This is a genomic window from Aliiglaciecola sp. SL4 (genome assembly GCF_041538045.1).
Taxonomy (GTDB): domain Bacteria; phylum Pseudomonadota; class Gammaproteobacteria; order Enterobacterales; family Alteromonadaceae; genus Aliiglaciecola.
Map to the genome: position 1 here is coordinate 83810 of NZ_JBGOSE010000006.1, position 17659 is coordinate 101468.

17 protein-coding genes are annotated in these 17659 nt (G+C 39.2%); 12 read left to right on the forward strand and 5 right to left on the reverse strand.

Annotated features, from left to right (window positions below):
* Positions 1 to 45 precede the first annotated feature (45 nt).
* From tatA to AB6T38_RS10625, 11 genes are all read left to right on the forward strand, one after another.
* Positions 46 to 297 (forward strand): twin-arginine translocase TatA/TatE family subunit, encoded by a 252-nt coding sequence (gene tatA / locus AB6T38_RS10575; protein WP_372547290.1) that lies wholly within the window; start codon positions 46 to 48, stop codon positions 295 to 297.
* 20 nt (positions 298 to 317) lie between these two features.
* Positions 318 to 623, forward strand: coding sequence for a Sec-independent protein translocase protein TatB (gene tatB, locus AB6T38_RS10580; protein WP_348491260.1), 306 nt, complete (start codon positions 318 to 320; stop codon positions 621 to 623).
* Positions 624 to 1394: a twin-arginine translocase subunit TatC gene (gene tatC / locus AB6T38_RS10585; protein WP_372547291.1), complete on the forward strand. Its 771-nt coding sequence runs from the start codon at positions 624 to 626 to the stop codon at positions 1392 to 1394.
* Complete coding sequence (locus tag AB6T38_RS10590) at positions 1391 to 1918, forward strand: hypothetical protein (RefSeq protein WP_372547292.1); 528 nt, start codon at positions 1391 to 1393, stop codon at positions 1916 to 1918. Before tatC ends, AB6T38_RS10590 begins: the two co-directional genes overlap by 4 nt.
* A 125-nt stretch (positions 1919 to 2043) precedes the next feature.
* Positions 2044 to 2838: a TatD family hydrolase gene (locus AB6T38_RS10595; protein WP_372547293.1), complete on the forward strand. Its 795-nt coding sequence runs from the start codon at positions 2044 to 2046 to the stop codon at positions 2836 to 2838.
* A complete protein-coding gene (locus tag AB6T38_RS10600) occupies positions 2828 to 4726 on the forward strand; it encodes a diguanylate cyclase (RefSeq protein WP_372547294.1) in 1899 nt (632 codons plus the stop codon). The genes AB6T38_RS10595 and AB6T38_RS10600 overlap by 11 nt, the downstream gene beginning before the upstream one ends.
* Positions 4727 to 4765: 39 nt before the next feature.
* Positions 4766 to 5764 carry a porphobilinogen synthase gene (gene hemB, locus AB6T38_RS10605; RefSeq protein ID WP_372547295.1) on the forward strand — a complete coding sequence of 333 codons (999 nt, stop codon included), beginning with the start codon at positions 4766 to 4768 and terminating at the stop codon, positions 5762 to 5764.
* A gap of 379 nt (positions 5765 to 6143) precedes the next feature.
* Positions 6144 to 6320 carry a DUF1328 domain-containing protein gene (locus AB6T38_RS10610; protein WP_303471529.1) on the forward strand — a complete coding sequence of 59 codons (177 nt, stop codon included), beginning with the start codon at positions 6144 to 6146 and terminating at the stop codon, positions 6318 to 6320.
* A 61-nt stretch (positions 6321 to 6381) separates the two neighbouring features.
* Positions 6382 to 6576 carry a hypothetical protein gene (locus AB6T38_RS10615; protein ID WP_348491266.1) on the forward strand — a complete coding sequence of 65 codons (195 nt, stop codon included), beginning with the start codon at positions 6382 to 6384 and terminating at the stop codon, positions 6574 to 6576.
* A gap of 338 nt (positions 6577 to 6914) precedes the next feature.
* On the forward strand, positions 6915 to 8237 hold the full coding sequence (locus AB6T38_RS10620; RefSeq protein WP_372547296.1) for a DUF2254 domain-containing protein: 1323 nt from the start codon (positions 6915 to 6917) through the stop codon (positions 8235 to 8237).
* Positions 8238 to 8608: 371 nt separating this feature from the next.
* A complete protein-coding gene (locus AB6T38_RS10625; RefSeq protein ID WP_372547297.1) occupies positions 8609 to 9160 on the forward strand; it encodes a BON domain-containing protein in 552 nt (183 codons plus the stop codon).
* 42 nt (positions 9161 to 9202) lie between these two features.
* On the opposite strand, the gene AB6T38_RS10630 is transcribed toward AB6T38_RS10625, so the two are convergent.
* A complete protein-coding gene (locus AB6T38_RS10630; protein WP_372547298.1) occupies positions 9203 to 10504 on the reverse strand; it encodes an MATE family efflux transporter in 1302 nt (433 codons plus the stop codon).
* 358 nt (positions 10505 to 10862) lie between these two features.
* On the opposite strand from AB6T38_RS10630, the gene AB6T38_RS10635 reads away from it, so the two are divergent.
* On the forward strand, positions 10863 to 12263 hold the full coding sequence (locus AB6T38_RS10635; RefSeq protein ID WP_372547299.1) for a hypothetical protein: 1401 nt from the start codon (positions 10863 to 10865) through the stop codon (positions 12261 to 12263).
* Positions 12264 to 12276: 13 nt separating this feature from the next.
* On the opposite strand, the gene AB6T38_RS10640 is transcribed toward AB6T38_RS10635, so the two are convergent.
* The 4 genes from AB6T38_RS10640 to AB6T38_RS10655 form a co-directional block, all read right to left on the reverse strand.
* A complete protein-coding gene (locus AB6T38_RS10640; protein ID WP_372547300.1) occupies positions 12277 to 13809 on the reverse strand; it encodes a diguanylate cyclase domain-containing protein in 1533 nt (510 codons plus the stop codon).
* 364 nt (positions 13810 to 14173) lie between these two features.
* Positions 14174 to 15151: a mechanosensitive ion channel family protein gene (locus AB6T38_RS10645; protein WP_372547301.1), complete on the reverse strand. Its 978-nt coding sequence runs from the start codon at positions 15149 to 15151 to the stop codon at positions 14174 to 14176.
* A gap of 17 nt (positions 15152 to 15168) precedes the next feature.
* Entirely contained in the window at positions 15169 to 15654 is a 486-nt protein-coding gene (locus AB6T38_RS10650; protein WP_372547302.1) for a hypothetical protein, read from the reverse strand.
* A 298-nt stretch (positions 15655 to 15952) separates the two neighbouring features.
* Positions 15953 to 17575, reverse strand: a complete 1623-nt coding sequence (locus tag AB6T38_RS10655) for a diacylglycerol kinase family protein (RefSeq protein ID WP_372547303.1) — start codon at positions 17573 to 17575, stop codon at positions 15953 to 15955.
* Between the last annotated feature and the right edge of the window lie 84 nt (positions 17576 to 17659).

Here is a 17659-nt window from a genome sequence, read left to right on the forward strand (position 1 = left end):
TTTAGCTACGTATAATAGCCTTACTAAATTTATAGGAGTTTTCAAATGGGTAATATTGGTTGGGCGCAATTGTTGATTGTTTTGGTTATCGTTTTACTGTTGTTCGGAACCAAAAAGTTACGTTCTTTAGGTGGTGATTTAGGCTCCGCAGTAAAAGGGTTTAAGAAAGCGGTATCCGATAAAGATGCTGACTTTGAAGATGACTCGGCAAAAAACACTGAAGAGAAAATTGAATCCAAAGAGCAAAATGTCCAGCAACAGAATGAAGCTGAAAAGCAACATCAGAAAACTGAATAGTTGAAAAGAAAAACTAGCTTATGTTTGATATCGGATTCTTAGAAATACTGGTCGTGGGTATCCTTGCGCTGTTAGTGCTTGGCCCTGAACGTCTACCAGGCGCTATGCGGAGTGTGGCAAAAACATTTCGCAGCGTGCGCTCAATGGCGTCGGGATTTAAGCAGGAAGTGGAAGAGCAACTGCGGGTTCATGAGTTGCATGAAAACCTAAAAAAAGCAGAACAGCAGGGGCTAGAAAATTTGTCTCCTGACCTGCAAAAAACGGTTGATGAATTAAAAGCATCCGCAGAATCTGTCAATAAGCCTTATGATAAAGATAAACCTTAAATGTCTGATCCAAATAGTTTTATTTCTCATTTAATCGAATTGCGTAGCCGCTTATTAAAGGCGGTTTTAAGTATATTGGTGATATTTGTACCTTTGGCCTTTTTTGCCCAAGATTTATATCATTTGTTGGCAACGCCATTGTTAAACGCAATGCCTAACAATTCTCAAATGATTGCTACTGACGTAGGCGCACCATTTTTTGCGCCTTTTAAATTAACCTTAGTGTTGTCATTCTTTCTTGCTATACCTTTTGTGCTTTATCAAGTTTGGGGTTTTATCGCACCAGGTTTATACCGCAATGAGAAAAAGTTAATCGCCCCCTTACTATTATCAAGTACCTTGCTTTTTTACGCTGGGATAGCGTTTGCCTATTTTGTAGTTTTTCCCGTTATATTCGCCTTTTTTGCGGGCATTGAAATTAGCGGTGTCGCATTTACCACTGATATTAGTAGCTATCTTACTTTTGTTTTAAAACTGTTTTTCGCATTTGGTCTGGCGTTTGAAATTCCTATTGCCGTAATCTTAATGTGTTGGGTCGGGATTACTGATGCAGCCTCATTAAGAGCAAAACGGCCTTATGTGATCGTTGGTGTGTTTGTGGTGGGTATGTTATTGACTCCCCCAGATATTATTTCTCAATCATTGTTAGCCGTTCCTATGTGGATATTATTTGAAATTGGAATAATCATTGGAGCCTTGTACACACCAAATGCAGATGATGACGACGAAGTTGAAAAAGAAGAAGAAAAAAATAACCGGGAAGTATCATGAAAAAATTAATCACCTTAGTGCTATCAATTAGTGTTTACGCAACCAGCATATCTGTTCAAGCTGAAACCATTGGTGACGCGCTTAAAAATTGTGGGCAAGTTCAAAATAGTCTGAAACGTTTAGTTTGTTATGACAAAATTGTTAATCAATTGAACAGTTATGGTGGAGTGCAGGATTTGATGCAAGTTCCCGCCCCTTTGCCCGCTAACAGACCTTCGGCACCGCAGAATGCTAACCCTGACAATGCAAATCAAACCCAGCGTAATGCGGAATTTGGCAGACAAGCGAAATTACCGGAAAACACTGATGATAAAATTTATGCAACTGTGGTTAGTGTCACCCGAGATGGTATGAAACGCGCTATCTTCAAATTGGACAATGGTCACCTCTGGCGTGAACAAGAGGCCACTAACTTTAAAGTAAAAGCCAATGATGTTATCTACATAGAGCGAGGGGCATTAGGTTCTTATCATTTAGGAAGAGACGACCAAAATCGCCGAATTCGAGTGAAGCGTATTAATTAATCTCAGTATGAAGTAGGTGGCTATTTAAACTTGTAGTCAGCTCCCTCAATACTGCTTACTATTTAACAGCTGTATAATAAACCGATAAAAAATTGGTATGTTTATTCTGGGTAAGGAATAGTGGTTTGGCACATTGGTTTGATATTGGGATAAATTTACCTGACAAGCGCTTGCTCTTGCCAGATGTCATTGAGCATGCCCTAAACGCAGATGTAATGGGTATGCTACTTATTGGAACTGAGGTTCAACAAAGTCAGGATGCGCTTTCGATTGCGCAGCAATTTCCGCAAACGTTATTCTCCACTGCAGGCATACATCCCCATCACGCAAAAGATGCTACACCTGATTTTATTCAGCAATTAAGTCATTTGGCAAATAATCAAAAGGTTGTTGCTATAGGTGAATGTGGGCTTGATTTCAATCGTAACTTTTCCCCCCCAGCCACTCAATTGCGGATATTTGAGCAGCAACTAGAATTAGCTTGTGAATTGCAGTTACCTGTTTATTTGCATGAACGAGACGCTTTCTCTGAGCAATTCGCGCTATTAAAAACCTATTCTTCTAAGTTAGCTGGAGCGGTGGTTCATTGTTTTACGGGCAATCTAAAGGAAATGGAAGCCTACTTGGAGTTGGGTTTTTACATTGGCGTGACCGGTTGGGTTTGTGATCCTAAGCGCGGTGAATCCCTAAGAGAAGCCGTATTGGAGTTACCATCAGATAGAATGTTACTAGAAACGGATTCTCCTTATTTATTTCCCAAAACCCTAAAAACCAAGTCCCGCAATAATCAACCAGCAAATATTCCTCATATTGCTGAATATATTGCGAATTTGCGCAATCAAGAACTTCAAGACTTGCAGCAAAGCTGTTGGCAAAATACTATGAATTTATTTGCAGTAGGCGCAAATTTTGAAAACTAATAATAACCAGCAGAGCATCCATAAGACTTGGTATATTGGATTAGTTATTCTGCTGGGATTAATCAGTATTTTTGCGATTGCAAAACTTGGCTCTGCCAACGACTATTTGTTAGAAATAAATAGAGGTACGCTTTATCTCGAAGACACCACTAACTCCCTCAGCATAGAACAATTACGCAATTATCAGAACTCCCAATGGAGCGAAGAAACGTCAGAAGTTTTAGCTTATGGCATGAGTAAAAATCCTTATTGGTTTAAATTTTTCTTGCCGAATAATTTAAGTGATGCCCATAAAATTCTAGAAGTTGACTATGTCATGCTCGATAAGGTGGATATTTGGTTTTTTAGTAGTGGTAAGTTAATTTCCGAATACCATGAAGGGGACAGTTACCCGTTCAACACTCGTCAGATAGAAAGTGAAAAGTTACTCTTCCCAATTCCCGAATCAGAGCAAAGAATATCAGTAATTGTTAAAGTAGAAACCACTGGCACACTGAAAGTCCCCTTGCGAGTGTGGGATGAAAAACAATATTTAATTTATTCTGGTGAGCAAAATTTACTTTTAGGCTTATTTTTTGGCTTTATGGTTGCGATGGCCCTTAGTAATTTATTCTTCTACGTTTCCACCAGAAACCCAAGCTTCTTAAGTTATAGTTTTTATGTGGTGTTTTTGGCTTTAACCTTAGCGACTATGCATGGTGTTGGTTTTAAATACCTTTGGCCTGATTGGGTATGGTTACAAAGCCGCAGTGTCGGTATTTTTGCTACTCTCACTATTTTGTTTGCGTGTGTTTGTACCCGACAATTACTTGAAGTGTATAAACATAGTCAAAATCTAGACAGATTATTAAAATACGCCATTTGGTGGTTATCGTTGTCGGTACTTGCCAGTCTGATTGTTCCCTATTACTACTACATTATGTATTTCCTATTGGCCTTGTGTTTTTCATCCCTATTGGTTTTTATTGTGTCTTTATTGCTAATGTGGCGTGGTGTCAAACTTGCTCGTTTATATCTACTCGCATGGTCAGTTTTAATTGTGGCGGGCTTTTTAGCTGGACTAGAAAGTTCGAACTTACTCGATATCAATATACCCGCACAATATTTTGTGATGCTAGGCGCGGCTATTGAAACTTTTATGTTGGCCTTTGTTTTAGTCATCTCATATACCATTCAGCGCGATGACCAGTATCAAAATCAAGAGCTTGCTTTACTTGAAGAGCGTATGGCTAGAGAAGCCCAAGAAAAAGCCCTCAAGTTGAAAGAAGAAGCACAAGAGAGTTTAGAATACAGCGTGCAAGAGCGAACTCTTGAGTTGGAAATTGCTCTACGAGAATTATCCGAAACAAATAATGAATTAGAGCAGCAAACACGAACTGATAGCCTTACAGGGATCCGCAATCGCAAACATTTTGACAAAAAATTCCAGGCCGAAGCTCGTCGATGCCGACGTGAACGCTCAGATTTGTCTTTAATTATGTTAGACATCGATCATTTTAAGAATATTAATGATACTTATGGACATGTTGCTGGTGACGAAGTCATTAAACATGTGGCAAAAATGCTAAAGCAGAACTTAAAACGTACCACCGATGATGCTTGCCGTTACGGTGGCGAAGAGTTTGCCCTTATTCTGCCCAATACCGATTTCGATGGTGCTAGATCTTTAGGGGAGAAGCTCAGAGAAATCATTGAAAATGCGGTCACTGAAGTTGATGGTCTACAACTTAAAGTGACTATTAGTGCTGGAGTTGCTTCTACTGTTGTAAGCGGAGTAGATGATGAAAAAAGCCTACTAGAAAGTGCGGATAAAGCCTTATATCAAGCCAAGCGTGATGGCCGAAATAGGGTGAGAAGTATACATTTACACCCCCGTGATATTGTTTGAAATTTACAAAGTTGAAAAATTGAAGAGGTAGAGATTTTTATGTTCGAACAAAAGTTTCCTGCTAATCGTATGAGAAGAATGCGCAAACACGAATTTACCCGTGAGTTGATGGCAGAGAATACCTTATCAGTGAAGGATCTCATTTATCCTATGTTTGTTGTCGAGGGAACACAGCAACGAGTGCCGGTTCCTTCTATGCCTGGTGTTGAGCGTTTATCAATAGACTTATTGGTAGAAGAAGCTAAAGAGTTAGTCGAGCTTGGCATACCAGCCATTGCTATTTTTCCGGTAACGCCCCTAGACATAAAGTCGGAATGTGCGAGTGAAGCATTTAATCCACAAGGCTTAGCGCAGCGAGCGGTAAGAGCAATTAAGCACAATGCCCCAGATATTGCAGTGTTGACGGATGTGGCACTTGACCCATTTACTTCTCATGGGCAAGACGGTTTACTTGATGAATCTGGGTATGTGCTCAATGATGAAACCTGTGAAGTACTGGTTAAGCAAGCATTATCCCACGCTGAAGCAGGAGCAGATATAGTTGCTCCTTCTGATATGATGGATGGACGTATTGGTATTATTCGTCAAGCGTTAGAGAAGCATGGCTACATCAATACCTGCATCATGGCTTATTCAGCAAAATATGCATCTAATTACTATGGTCCGTTTCGTGATGCCGTCGGTTCTGCCGGTAATATAAAAGGCGGAAATAAGCATAGTTACCAAATGGATCCTGCTAATTCTGACGAAGCTTTACATGAGATTGGCCTTGATCTAAAAGAAGGTGCAGATATGGTTATGGTTAAACCTGGTATGCCTTACTTAGATATCGTTCGACGCTGCAAAGATACCTTTCAAGTACCAACCTTTGCCTATCAAGTCAGTGGTGAGTATGCCATGCATAAAGCGGCATTTGATAACGGTTGGCTAAATGAAGAAGCAGTTATCATGGAATCCTTACTGGCATTTAAACGGGCAGGGGCAAACGGTATTTTAACTTATTTTGCCAAACAAGCAGCACAAATACTGGCAAGGTAGCTATTCGTTAATGTCCTACCTAGCTCACTATCCTATAGTGAACATTAATGGCATCGAATAATAAAAATGCGTGGCCAAGCATAGTTAAAGTTAATTGTGCTTGGTTTATATCTACTCACCTCTTTTCCAAATTTCAGCGTTATCAGACATTCCTCTTTACCAATTTTAGTTAAACCCAACTAAGTACCGATTCATCACATAACAAATGTGAAAAAGTTTCTAGCGCTAGTGTACTTTTTGCAAATAAACCCCGAAAGGGAATTTACTTAAATCATCCGCACCTATAATATTTTTATATATATCAATATCTTATGTTTATTCTTTTTGTTGGCATGTAAAACGCATTACAAATATCGAACACAAACAAAAGGAGAATATTATGTTGAGCTGGGCACTAACATTTTTAGTTATTGCAATTATCGCAGCTGTATTTGGTTTTGGTGGAATAGCTGGTACCGCAGCCGGAATCGCGAAAATTATCTTTTTTGTATTCGTAGTTTTACTTGTGATTTCACTAATAGCGAATGCACTACGTGGCAAAGGTCCGAAAGTCTAGCGAACTTTGCTAACACCACTTATTTTAGATTTATAACAATATTAAAGTAACGGAGAAACACATGAAAAATTTTAAACATACCCTTCAAATACTATTAGTTGCTGGTTCAGTATTTGCTCTAGCTGCATGTGAGCAAGGTCCTGCTGAGGACGCTGGTGAAAGTGTTGATGAAATGGTTACCGATGCAGGTAACGCCCTTGAGGATGCTTGTGAAGATGTGAAAGAAGGCGTAAAAGCTGAAGATCAAGACTGTTAATCTAGTCAAGATTAATAACATCCAAGCAAACTAAAAGGGCTCTTAGAGCCCTTTTGTATTTTTAAACGAGGTGACTTATGGACTTCAAATTAATAATTATCGCTTTAGTAATTAGTGTTGGTTTTTTTGTAACATCAACTGGACTTGCTGGTGGAAGCCCAATTTATACGTTCTTAGCTTCTTTTGGTTTATTTATGATTATACTAGTTATTAGTATGCTGCTTTTTGCCAAAAAAAATTCGAAAAAGTAAACTGACGTAAGAGCCTTCCTTGCAGTTTAAAGGCAAGGCTGACGCTTTGACAGTTCAGTGGAATAGGTTTGATAAAAGGAACTATTAATGAAAAATCTAGCCAGTCTAGACAAGCTTTTCGATTCAATAAAAACTAGTTTCTGGTTCGTTCCACTATTGATGGTTATAACGTCCATTTTTTCAGCTTGGTTAATGGTCTGGATTGATCATGCTCAAGCCTGGGGAAAGTTAGATTGGCTTCCCTTTTTATATGAAACTGAGCAAAGCACCTTGCTTTCATTGCTCAACACCATCGCCGCTTCAATGATAACGGTTACCAGTATCGCCTTTTCTATAACAATTGTTACCTTAACCTTAGCCTCGTCGCAATTCGGTCCGCGCTTGATTCGTAATTTTATGGACGATAGAGGGACTCAAGTGGTATTGGGAACCTTTATATCGATATTTTCCTACTGTGTGGTGCTAATTTATTCCATGAGCTTAGATTCAAATCAGGACATCATAATGGGTTTGGCTATTATTTGGTGTTTGTTGGCGACATTATTTAGTGTTTTTGTCCTTATTTATTTTATTCATCATGTTTCACGCTCAATTCAAGCTGATAACGTTATTAACGAGCTTTGTGACGAAATTAACCATTCCCTTGAACCTTTATTCTGTGCTGAGACAACACCTAAATTAGGCAAAGAGGCGCGGAAAACTTTTTCTTATACTTTGCCAATATTCGCCGACCAAAGTGGTTATTTACAGCTGTTGAGTAATGACAAATTGCTGGAAATTGCCAGCAAATATGATCTTTTTATTGAGTTTAAATGGCGACCTGGTCATTTGATAAATGAAGGAGCTGAACTAGCGACTTTGAAAAGTTTAAAACCTATCCAAGATGAATTATCTAGCCTTGTAAATCAAAGTTGTGTCATCGGCAGTAATCGAACGCCGATTCAAGATCCCGAGTATGCCATACATCAAATGGTAGAAATCGCCGTGCGTGCTCTGTCTCCTGGAGTTAATGATCCCTATACGGCGATTACTTGCGTTGATAAGTTATGTGTAGTGCTTTGCAATATATCAAAACAAGAATTGCATTCAGGGGAATACTACGGTCAAGATGGTATTTTGAGATTACGTCGCAATCCTTACGATTTTGAGGGGGTAGCTAATTCTGCGTTTGATCAGATTCGCCAGTATTCTGTAAGTTCTGTGGCGGTAAGTATCCGATTAGTCGAGAGTTTATACCGCATCGCTTCGGCAACAGATAAGCCTGATATTCATTCGGTTATCCTGCGTCAATTAGTGGCAATTGAGCAAGGAAAAGAACATGTTCAATATACCGAGCAAGACTCAGAAGATTTCACTAAAAGTGTGCTCAAAGTTAAGAACTTACTTAAAACTACATCATTTCAGTCTTAAGCCAAACTGAGTAGTGAAATCTTGGTTTGTTGAGTCATTCAGACCGACAGTCCAATCATCTTCAGTGATATTCACTTTAAATTGACTGGCAATAGTTAGATGCCTCAACCCTTACCGACTGCACGGTTTCAAGGTTATTCAATCCCAAAAAAAATGTTCCTTAAACTAAACGCCGCAATTCCCAATGCTATTAACACTCTCAAACTTACTTTCTTTAATGCTGTAGAAATTACATTTGAGTATTTCAAAACTACATGATTTTTATCGAGTTTAATATTAAATTATTTAAAATAACCATAATAATCAGACGTTTACGCGTTGGCATCGAATTGGCATTAATAGGATTGTCTAAACAAAAAGGAGAGACTGATATGAAACGTACTACTTGTTCACTAATTATAGCTGCTGCTTTAACAACTGCTTCAATGAGTGCTAACGCAGAAAACGAATGGTCAGATAAAGCAAAAGATGCATGGATTGATGGTAAAGCTGAAACTACTTTACTGTTCAACGGCAATCTAGATTCTTTCGACATTAATACTGACGTTAAAGATGGTGTTATTGTCTTAACTGGTAAAGTTAATACCGACGTAGACAAAGCCCTAGCCGAAGAACTTATGCTATCCCTTGACGGTGTAGATGACGTTGATAACCAGCTAACAGTTATCACTGATGAAGAAGATTCTGACACAGCGCAAATTATGCAATCTTTAAAAGATTCTAAAGTAGAATCGGTAGTGAAAACACGCCTATTGTTTGAGTCAGAAGTTAGCGGTACCGATATCGAAGTTGAAGTTGAAGACGGTATTGTAACCCTCACCGGAGAGCTTGATTCAAACGCTGAGCGTGAGTTAGCAGTTACTATTGCTGAGAATACTGATGATGTGAAAAATGTTGTTTCTAACCTTACTATTGGTAAATAACATCATTGGGTATTACTAAAAAAAGCGCCTCTGGCGCTTTTTTTATTGGGCAATTAAACGCTTTATATAAAATTGCTTGTAACGGTAAAACGGAAGCACTTTAAGAAGTTCTTCTATGGGTATCATTGCAAATGCCCAAAACACTGAAACCTCGAAATGTAGAATTAAAAGTGCGCATATTGGCAGCGAAATCGCCCACTGGGTGATAAGGTGAATTTTTAATACTAGATTACTATTTCCTAAAGCTCGTAGAATATTTCCTGTCACAGTATTGTAGGCTCTGATTATCGGTAGAATCATGTACAACGGAGCTATGAGCAATAAAGCCATTTGCACTTCATTCTCGATATCTGGGTAAATATACTGAATATTCTGGCTCAATATCAAAAATATTAGGGCGATTACAATTGATATGATCATGCCGATTTTAATGCATTTAGCGATAAACAATTTCAGGTCTTGTTTCTCTATTTGCCCCAATGCCTGACTGATGCTGATTGCAGAAGCTTGAGCCCAAGCGTTTGGAAATTGGGTGCCAGCACGTACCCAAGGAAAGATTAAAGTAATGGCTACAAACGCGTATAGATCCAATTGTGCAAATAATAATTGGTAGACGGTTGCGCCAACAAAAAGAACAAAAAAGTTAGCTGCGATGGGAAATATCTCCGCGAATTGCGGCCGTATTTCTGTGATTAGTGGTCTATTTACCGGATAAGTGATGTCCACTTTCTTATTTAATTTAAGGGCAAAGAATAAAAATACAGCTCTTAAAAGTACTGAAATCAGACTTCCCCAAGCAGCCCCTTCTAGTCCCATTCCTGGGTAGTCAGCTACACCATTGATGAGGATGTAACTCAATAGTGCATTCACCGGCAGTTCAATCATAAACCCTTTAAACGGCACCGTAGTATTTCCTATGCCATTACAAAATGCCGTGCTTACTTGGGTGTATGCGGTGAGCAATACGATGTACTTAATAATTGAAATATATGATTCGGTTAATTTTGCGAGTTCGGGGTTATCGGTGATACCGGCAACGAGTTGCGAACTAAAAACGGTTAAAACGAGCATAAAAATTAAAGCAGTAGAGATATTTATGACTAATCCTGACCAATAGGCGATAGCAAGTTCAGCTTGGCTCTTTGTACCAAATGCGCGACCAACCAGAAGCTGTATACCGTTGCCAATTGCAATTTCAATTCCCAATACAAAAGCAACAATAGTGGTGGCAATGCCCATGGCGGCGACTGACAGTTCACCTAAAGGTGCAACTAACAATGTATCAATCATCAACATGGACTGAACTAGCAAGGCGTTAAATGCGAGAGGCCATGCAAGTGCCATATTTTTTTGATTTGAGAATTGGAATTTATCAATGGATTATCTTTTTAAAAAGGCGTCAAAATCACTAAAGTTTTGTTGGGTTTAATTTGAGTTCACTATCATTTAAGCGACATTAGATGAGGTTCAGGAGCCACCAATAAATATTATCCCATAGCAAACCATAATATGTAACTAAAGGGGGTGCGTTAGCAATTTTGCCCTTTTATTACTAGTTTATAGACGCTACCCTTTGCCTATTTAGTGTCATCGGTTATTTACATTAAACTTGAGCAACCTGTTTGTGTTAATCATTTGAAATATTCATTAGCGAAAAATAGCTTAAAGTTTATACTAATCTAATTAAAGGGAGGGAATCTTGATGGCGAAAACAAAAAAACAAGCGGTGGTCCTAGTTCACGGTATTGGTGAACAGAGGCCAATGGAAACGGTAAGAGAGTTTGTTAAATCGGTTTGGGTAAAAGATACCAATTTAGATAATACTCGCTTTTGGAATAAGCCCAGTGAAGTATCCGGTTCTTTTGAGCACCGTCGTCTTACTACTGATTACGCCACTATTAAAAATAGTTCCTCAAAAGAAACCACGTCTCGAGTCGACTTTTACGAATATTACTGGGCGCATCACACTGTTGGTACCACTTTGGAGCATTTGCGGGGGTGGGTTTTCTCAATGTTAAGACGTAAACCTAGTGATTATCCTTCCGCTTTAAAGCCGATGATTTATTTATTGTGGGGGTTAATCTTTACCATATTAGTAATTTTAGTTTCTATTAACTTTTTCGAACCTACAGATAAAGGCCAAGGAGGTGCGAGTCTACATAAGATCTATGAACTGTATATTAGCCCTGTTTTACTTGTTATTTTAAGTATTGCAGTTGCAAAAATCGTCAGCTATCTCGGTGATGTGGCTAGGTACATCACGGCTACGCCATCTAATATCAAAGTCAGAAAAGAGATTCGAGATGGCGGCGTTAAATTACTGGAAAGTATCGCCCAAACTGGGAAGTATGACCGCATTGTTCTTGTTGGTCATAGTTTAGGTTCGATCATTGCCTATGATGTGTTAATTCAATATTGGGCTCGTAAAAATAAGTTCAAAAATGCCGCTGGGGAGTCGTTACCCCTGTCTGAGGGGGCGTTAAAATTAATTCATGAAATGGAAAATATGGATCATCTTCCTAACGTTGATGAGTATCGTAAACTTCAACTTAAATTATTTGAACAGTTAAAGCGTGATGGCGAAGCACGCGGCGAAAATAGCGCAACGTCGCAATGGCTAGTGTCGGATCTAGTTACCTTAGGTAGTCCTCTAACGTATGCAGATTTTTTATTGTTTGATAATAAAATGGACTTTGTAGATAGAAAACTAGACCGTGAATATCCTACATCGCCACCTGTGAAGGAGAATGAACATTACTATTACCAAACTGGAGATGATAAGTTTTTGCATCATGGTGCGGTTTTTAGTTTAGTGCGATGGACAAATATCTACTCAAAACCCTTTAATATTTTCTTTGGAGACCTGATATCGGGTCCAGTAAGTAGAGCTTTTGCAAACCCTCAAATATCAAAAGATATGGTGTCTGAAGAACAACCTGATTCACCTATTTTAGATATTGATGTCGAAGCCGCTTACCCTAATCGTTACCCGCGATTATTTACCCATACCAACTATTGGCGTTGGCACGACAGCTTCGATCGAGAAGGTGCTCCTGAACATATATTAAAACTTCGGGAAAGTTTAGGGCTTGTTCAGTGGTAATACGACTTTAAACTCAGTCGTTGTTCAGATCACTTTCATCAACGAAGTAGTGAATTGCATTGCGTCCTTTGGTTTTCGCGGTATACATTGCTTGATCAGCATTTCTGAATAAAGCATCAATACTTTGGGCATCCTTTGGAAACAAGGCAATTCCGATACTGGCAGTACAAAAAACATCTTTGCCTGCGAGTTTGTATGGTTGCGCTAGTGTCTCTGAGAGCTTTTTAGCGACATGTTTAACATCTTCAGGCAAAGTGGTGCCGATAAACACCACAATAAATTCGTCTCCACCTAAGCGCGCAGCAATGTCGTTATTTCGAATACAGCTTGTTATTCGTTTGGCACATTCAACTAGCACAGTATCGCCAGCCTCATGACCTAAAGTGTCGTTTACACCCTTAAAGTTATCTAGGTCCAACATTGCAATCGCAAGTTGTTTAGAATCTCGTTGGGCATTAGCGATGGAGTTAGCTAAGTGTTCATGCAATAGGTTACGATTTGGTAGATTTGTTAAACTGTCATAATGGGCTTGTTGCCATATAATTTGATCTGCTCTTTGTCGTTCTATTGCGATACGAGCAAGGTTTACAAATTGTTTAATGAGCTTAAATTCGGAATTTTTTAGGGTGGTCACTTTATTGTAGTAAATGCAAAAAGTGCCAAGTACATTCCCTTGATTGCCAATGATTGGCTCGGACCAACAGGTTGCTAACCCCGCTTTCTGCGCCAATTTTGCCCATGCAATCGAATTAGCCTGTGCCGCAATATCAGACACGATGACTCTTTTTCCCGTATAAGCGGCTTCGCTGCAGGGCCCCATTCCAGGGCCTATAGGTGAGCCATCTACACCTTTATTATAAAATTCGGGAAGCTTTGGGGCTGCCCCTAAGGATAAGCTTTCGCCTTTTTTATCGATTAATAAAATTCCGCACATGGCTTCTGGGATTTCGTTTTCTATGGCTTGAGTAATAGCAGGTAGCACCTTGGAGAGTTCATTAGACTTTACGATTAACTCGAGAATTTTAGTGTGCAAGTGGTTAATTTTACCTTTTGCCATTAACTGTCGATTTTTATTTTGCATAAAAACTGAAAATATTAACGAAAAAGCATTGGTGACGAGAAAGGCAGCGATAATACGAGGTAGGGTGAAACTGTCAAATTGCTCGTAAGTCATCAAGCAAACAATAATAATTAAAACAGCGTTGAATAAGCCTGCAATTACAGTGGGTAGCAAGTAGAAACTGGCTATGATGATAGGAAAAACCCAGTAAATTAAGGCGGCGCCTTTAAAATAAATGGCCAGTATGATGGTTACTTGAGCAACAATGGCAAATAAACCACTAAATAATTTAATCTTCCTGGTAAACCAAACCCCAAGAAATGTGATGAAAATTCCACTGACTGCAATAAAGTCCACTAGGATGTGAGCTTTGTCATCGCCTAAGAAGGTTAAAATAAAAAAAGGAAATAATATTAAAGTTGCTGAACCGGTAATCGCTAAAAGGATGATCTCTTCTAGTGAGCGATTTTTCATTTTAACTGTCATGGGAAACTAACATCCTATTCATGAGTTACTACTCTCAATACTTTTCATTTCTAACTGATATCTATAGTCTGTTTTATGGTCATGTTGATTCTTCAAAGTGAAGCATATAACCATCGTTCAAATATTCAGTTTAAGGGTTAGATTGTTAATTTAGAGGGTTTTTCTGCAAAGAATACGGATTTTTGGATGAGCATCAGACGGTATTGTATCTGCTAGTTGGATTGTGTTGTAAAAGGTTTTTATGAGGTACAGCAGAGTTAGAAATCCAGCATACTACTTAGCTGGATTTCCGTAGGTTATTATCAAAAGGTTGCACGGACTCAATATGCTTTTTGAGTCCGTGAAACTTTAGGAACCGAGGTTATTAATTCGGCTCGTTATTGGAACCTTGTTCCGATTGGGGAGTTGACTCCGAGTCGTTAGCAGAGTTTTCACCTTTATCATTGTTATGCTTACTGCTTAGCATTGTATTCAGTTTCTCACCGCCTTTGGCACCAAAATCGAGTGTTCTGATGGGGAAAGGGATCAGGATATCTGCTTCTTCTAAGGCTTTTTTAATCTTCACAATGGCTTCGTGTCTGGCTTGCATAAACCCCGTTTGGCCGGGGTATTTAATCCAAAACCAAACTAATAAATCTACACTGCTAGCGCCAAAGCCCTCTGCAAAGACAGCAGTTTCTTCCTTATTAATCACAAACTCACACTGATTAATTACCTCTACTAGTTTTTCGGCGGCTTGTTCAGGGTCATCTCCATAGGATATCCCTACAGGTACCTCTATCCGTCGTCGTCCAGTAGATGAATAGTTAGTTAGAATATTTCGGAAAAGTATTTTGTTTGGAATGACTTCAATTTGACCAAAGAAAGTTTCTACTAGGGTATTTCTCAGATTGATGGTTTGTACCGTTCCGAATACTTTGTCTGCTTCGATTACATCACCAATTTGAAACGGTTTACGAATACCCATAGCAATCCCTGCAATAAGATTTTCTGCCATATCTTGAAAGGCAAACCCTAAGGCTAAACCGACGATGCCTGCACCTGCTAATAATGAGGTGACTGTGCCAGTCAAACCCAGGAAGTCTAGGGCTATAAACAGCCCAGCTACTAACACCATCGCTTTAATAATCGATGCCAGCAGGTCTGCGATTTGTTTCGACTCTAAGGTTCTGCGCAATACATTACGGACACCTCTTCCCACGAATTTAGCAATAATGCCGAATAAAATGGCAAGAAGAATGGCGACGACAAAATTAGGTAAATGTTTAACTCCTGATTCGAGCCATCCCTCTAATTTGTCGTGAATTAAGGTCCAAAATTTATCAATCTCTATTAGTTCCATGTTGATTACCTGTACGTCTACGATGTTTCTTTATCTGAAATTGCAGATGTTAATTCTGTCAGCTTTTGATAGGTCACTACGATTTGAGCGACTACATTGGCAATGGCTGCTTTTACTTCGAGTTCGCTGGTGGCGCTAACTGCATCATTTAATTGGCCTAAATGTTGTTCTTCAACTTCAATGAGATGCTGAACCAAATCTGAGGGACTCAAACCGACCTGTTTACTTAAAACATTCTGATAATAATCTTCGATGGAGGTGGAGGTCATGGTTTCTTGTTCAGGCAAGTTGTAGTGTTCTTCACCAATTTTCACAAGCTCAGGGATTTGCTTGAAGTAACTTTTAGCGGTATCGAAGCATACTTGCTTAACAGCATAGTGCTTAATATTTTGACCTATAAGGTTATAAAAATCGCCGCCTAAGCGACACATTTGGATGACAGCTTTGAGGAGTGTGCGATTACTTTCCTGTTGATCTTCTTGAGCATTACTATTAACTGACATTTTCAACTCCTTAATGAGCTTGTTTCGGTTTCGAAGTGCCTTGCTGCTAGCACCCTATATAGCAATTTTTTGTAAAACACTATGCAACCATATTTAACATTCAGCATTCGTGCCATAGAGTAAGGTGTTGAATAATATTGCTTTTTTGAATTTTTCAAACTTGACGAGCTTGAATGGAGAGTAAAATTTACATAGTAATTCTAGAACAACTTGTAGGTTTAACAATGTTACAGCAACATTGCGTACCGGTTATCGATACAAAAAAGTGACGTGGTAGTGCTTACTTCGCTGATAAGTTCTAATTATCCAGATGAGTGAAAACTTTTAATGACTGGGGTTGTTGAGTAACCTGAATACTATCTGCTTCACGGTTCTCCCCATCCACAACATACTTCAGCTTTCCTTCGCCGTTAACCGTTATTTTCTTGGCTGTAAGATGATGGATATTGTCGTTATCGTCACTATCAATTAGGGTTCGCAATGCCAGTTGGGCAAGTTTGAGGTAATTTTCCCTGGCTGTTGAAGTCTTAGTGAGCCAAGTAACATCTAATAACCCATCAGTAAAATCGGGTAGACCGCCACCTTGAGCTAACACCGTTGTAGCTGGTGCTGCATTGGCGATAACTAAGCTACCAGTATGAATGGATTGGGGATCATTATCGTCTATTTGAATGCTCAAGTTAGCCGAATTGTTGACTTCTATGGCATCGTACAAAGCACCAATATAGGCTAGTTGACCACTATTGTTCTTTTCATCACGATCGGCTTTTTCAATCATCTTTTGTTCGAAACCGATACCAACGACTAATAGAACAAGTTCATCGTTACATGTAGCTGTATCAATTAACTTTTCACTACCCTCAACAATAGCATTACATGCGACGCTCACGGGGGATACTTTAGATGCTGGCCCATACAAGGCATGACCAAGAGCATTCGCTGTCCCCATCGGCATTATACCTAAGGTAAGATCTGTATTAACAATTTGCGAAGCCACCTCTGTCAAAGTGCCATCACCGCCACAAGCCACTATATACTTAGCTCCTTGTTTAATGGCTTTTTGTGCCATTTCTTTGCCATCTTGATCTGGTGTGGTTTGGTATATTTCAAGATCGTAGTGAGGAGATAAGCGTTGAATAATTTCTTCTTTGCTGTCTTGCCATTTACCGCCGCCAGCAACAGGGTTTGCCACAATCGCAAGTCGGTTCTTTTGTGTGAATACCCCTTGGCTGTGCAGATCTTTTAATTTTTTGAGTTGATGTTTATTCAAACGAGCAGTAGAGCGTGTTTGGTTAATCTCTTGAATAGCCTCTTCCACCCTTAGCTCAGGGTTTTTACTTAGTAAATAGGCAGCCATCACTAATACAGAGCGGCCCCTACCTAATGCACAATGCACTACCGCACCTTTGCCGGCTTTTATATGGTTGTCTAACCAACTGATGGCTTGCAAAAGATCTTCTTTAGAGGGGCTTTGGTGATCTAATACCGGGACATTTAAATAATCCATATTTTCACCCTGTGCTGACACATCTAGCCCGTCAAACTCTGCAGTAACATCGAGTACGGCTTTAACATTTAAGTGATTCAACTCTGGCATGTCTGAAGGGAAAAGACGGCAAGCTAAAAAAAGGTTTTCGCGAATTTTCTGGATGGGTGGAACACTATCTTTTTTGCGCGCCCAAGCGTTGTACAATTGCACACCAAAAAAGAACGGGATAAAAACCCACTTCACGTAAAAGGGGATAGACCCATCAATTTTTTTTCTGAAAATTTTAGGTGATTGAAGAGCGTAGGCAAAGGCAACTAAGACCAGTGAAAAACCAACCCAGATAAACAGTGCTTTAAGCAACAAACTATCCACTAGCAAAGCAAGTGCTAAAGAAAGTAAACCACCCAGCCCATAGTATTTTATAATAAACATACTTCACCTATATCGAAAACTGAATCTACTCGACAAAGTAAAGCGAACTGCGTGCCAACCTTACTGGCTTTTATCTTATTGAAT

Excerpts from the sequence above, each read along its gene's own strand:
- tatA (WP_372547290.1), top strand. The coding sequence starts at position 46 with ATGGGTAATATTGGTTGGGCGCAATTGTTGATTGTTTTGGTTATCGTT.
- tatB (WP_348491260.1), top strand. The coding sequence starts at position 318 with ATGTTTGATATCGGATTCTTAGAAATACTGGTCGTGGGTATCCTTGCG.
- tatC (WP_372547291.1), top strand. The coding sequence starts at position 624 with ATGTCTGATCCAAATAGTTTTATTTCTCATTTAATCGAATTGCGTAGC.
- AB6T38_RS10590 (WP_372547292.1), top strand. The coding sequence starts at position 1,391 with ATGAAAAAATTAATCACCTTAGTGCTATCAATTAGTGTTTACGCAACC.
- hemB (WP_372547295.1), top strand. The coding sequence starts at position 4,766 with ATGTTCGAACAAAAGTTTCCTGCTAATCGTATGAGAAGAATGCGCAAA.
- AB6T38_RS10610 (WP_303471529.1), top strand. The coding sequence starts at position 6,144 with ATGTTGAGCTGGGCACTAACATTTTTAGTTATTGCAATTATCGCAGCT.
- AB6T38_RS10615 (WP_348491266.1), top strand. The coding sequence starts at position 6,382 with ATGAAAAATTTTAAACATACCCTTCAAATACTATTAGTTGCTGGTTCA.
- AB6T38_RS10620 (WP_372547296.1), top strand. The coding sequence starts at position 6,915 with ATGAAAAATCTAGCCAGTCTAGACAAGCTTTTCGATTCAATAAAAACT.
- AB6T38_RS10625 (WP_372547297.1), top strand. The coding sequence starts at position 8,609 with ATGAAACGTACTACTTGTTCACTAATTATAGCTGCTGCTTTAACAACT.
- AB6T38_RS10630 (WP_372547298.1), bottom strand. The coding sequence starts at position 10,504 with ATGGCACTTGCATGGCCTCTCGCATTTAACGCCTTGCTAGTTCAGTCC.
- AB6T38_RS10635 (WP_372547299.1), top strand. The coding sequence starts at position 10,863 with ATGGCGAAAACAAAAAAACAAGCGGTGGTCCTAGTTCACGGTATTGGT.
- AB6T38_RS10640 (WP_372547300.1), bottom strand. The coding sequence starts at position 13,809 with ATGACAGTTAAAATGAAAAATCGCTCACTAGAAGAGATCATCCTTTTA.
- AB6T38_RS10645 (WP_372547301.1), bottom strand. The coding sequence starts at position 15,151 with ATGGAACTAATAGAGATTGATAAATTTTGGACCTTAATTCACGACAAA.
- AB6T38_RS10650 (WP_372547302.1), bottom strand. The coding sequence starts at position 15,654 with ATGTCAGTTAATAGTAATGCTCAAGAAGATCAACAGGAAAGTAATCGC.
- AB6T38_RS10655 (WP_372547303.1), bottom strand. The coding sequence starts at position 17,575 with ATGTTTATTATAAAATACTATGGGCTGGGTGGTTTACTTTCTTTAGCA.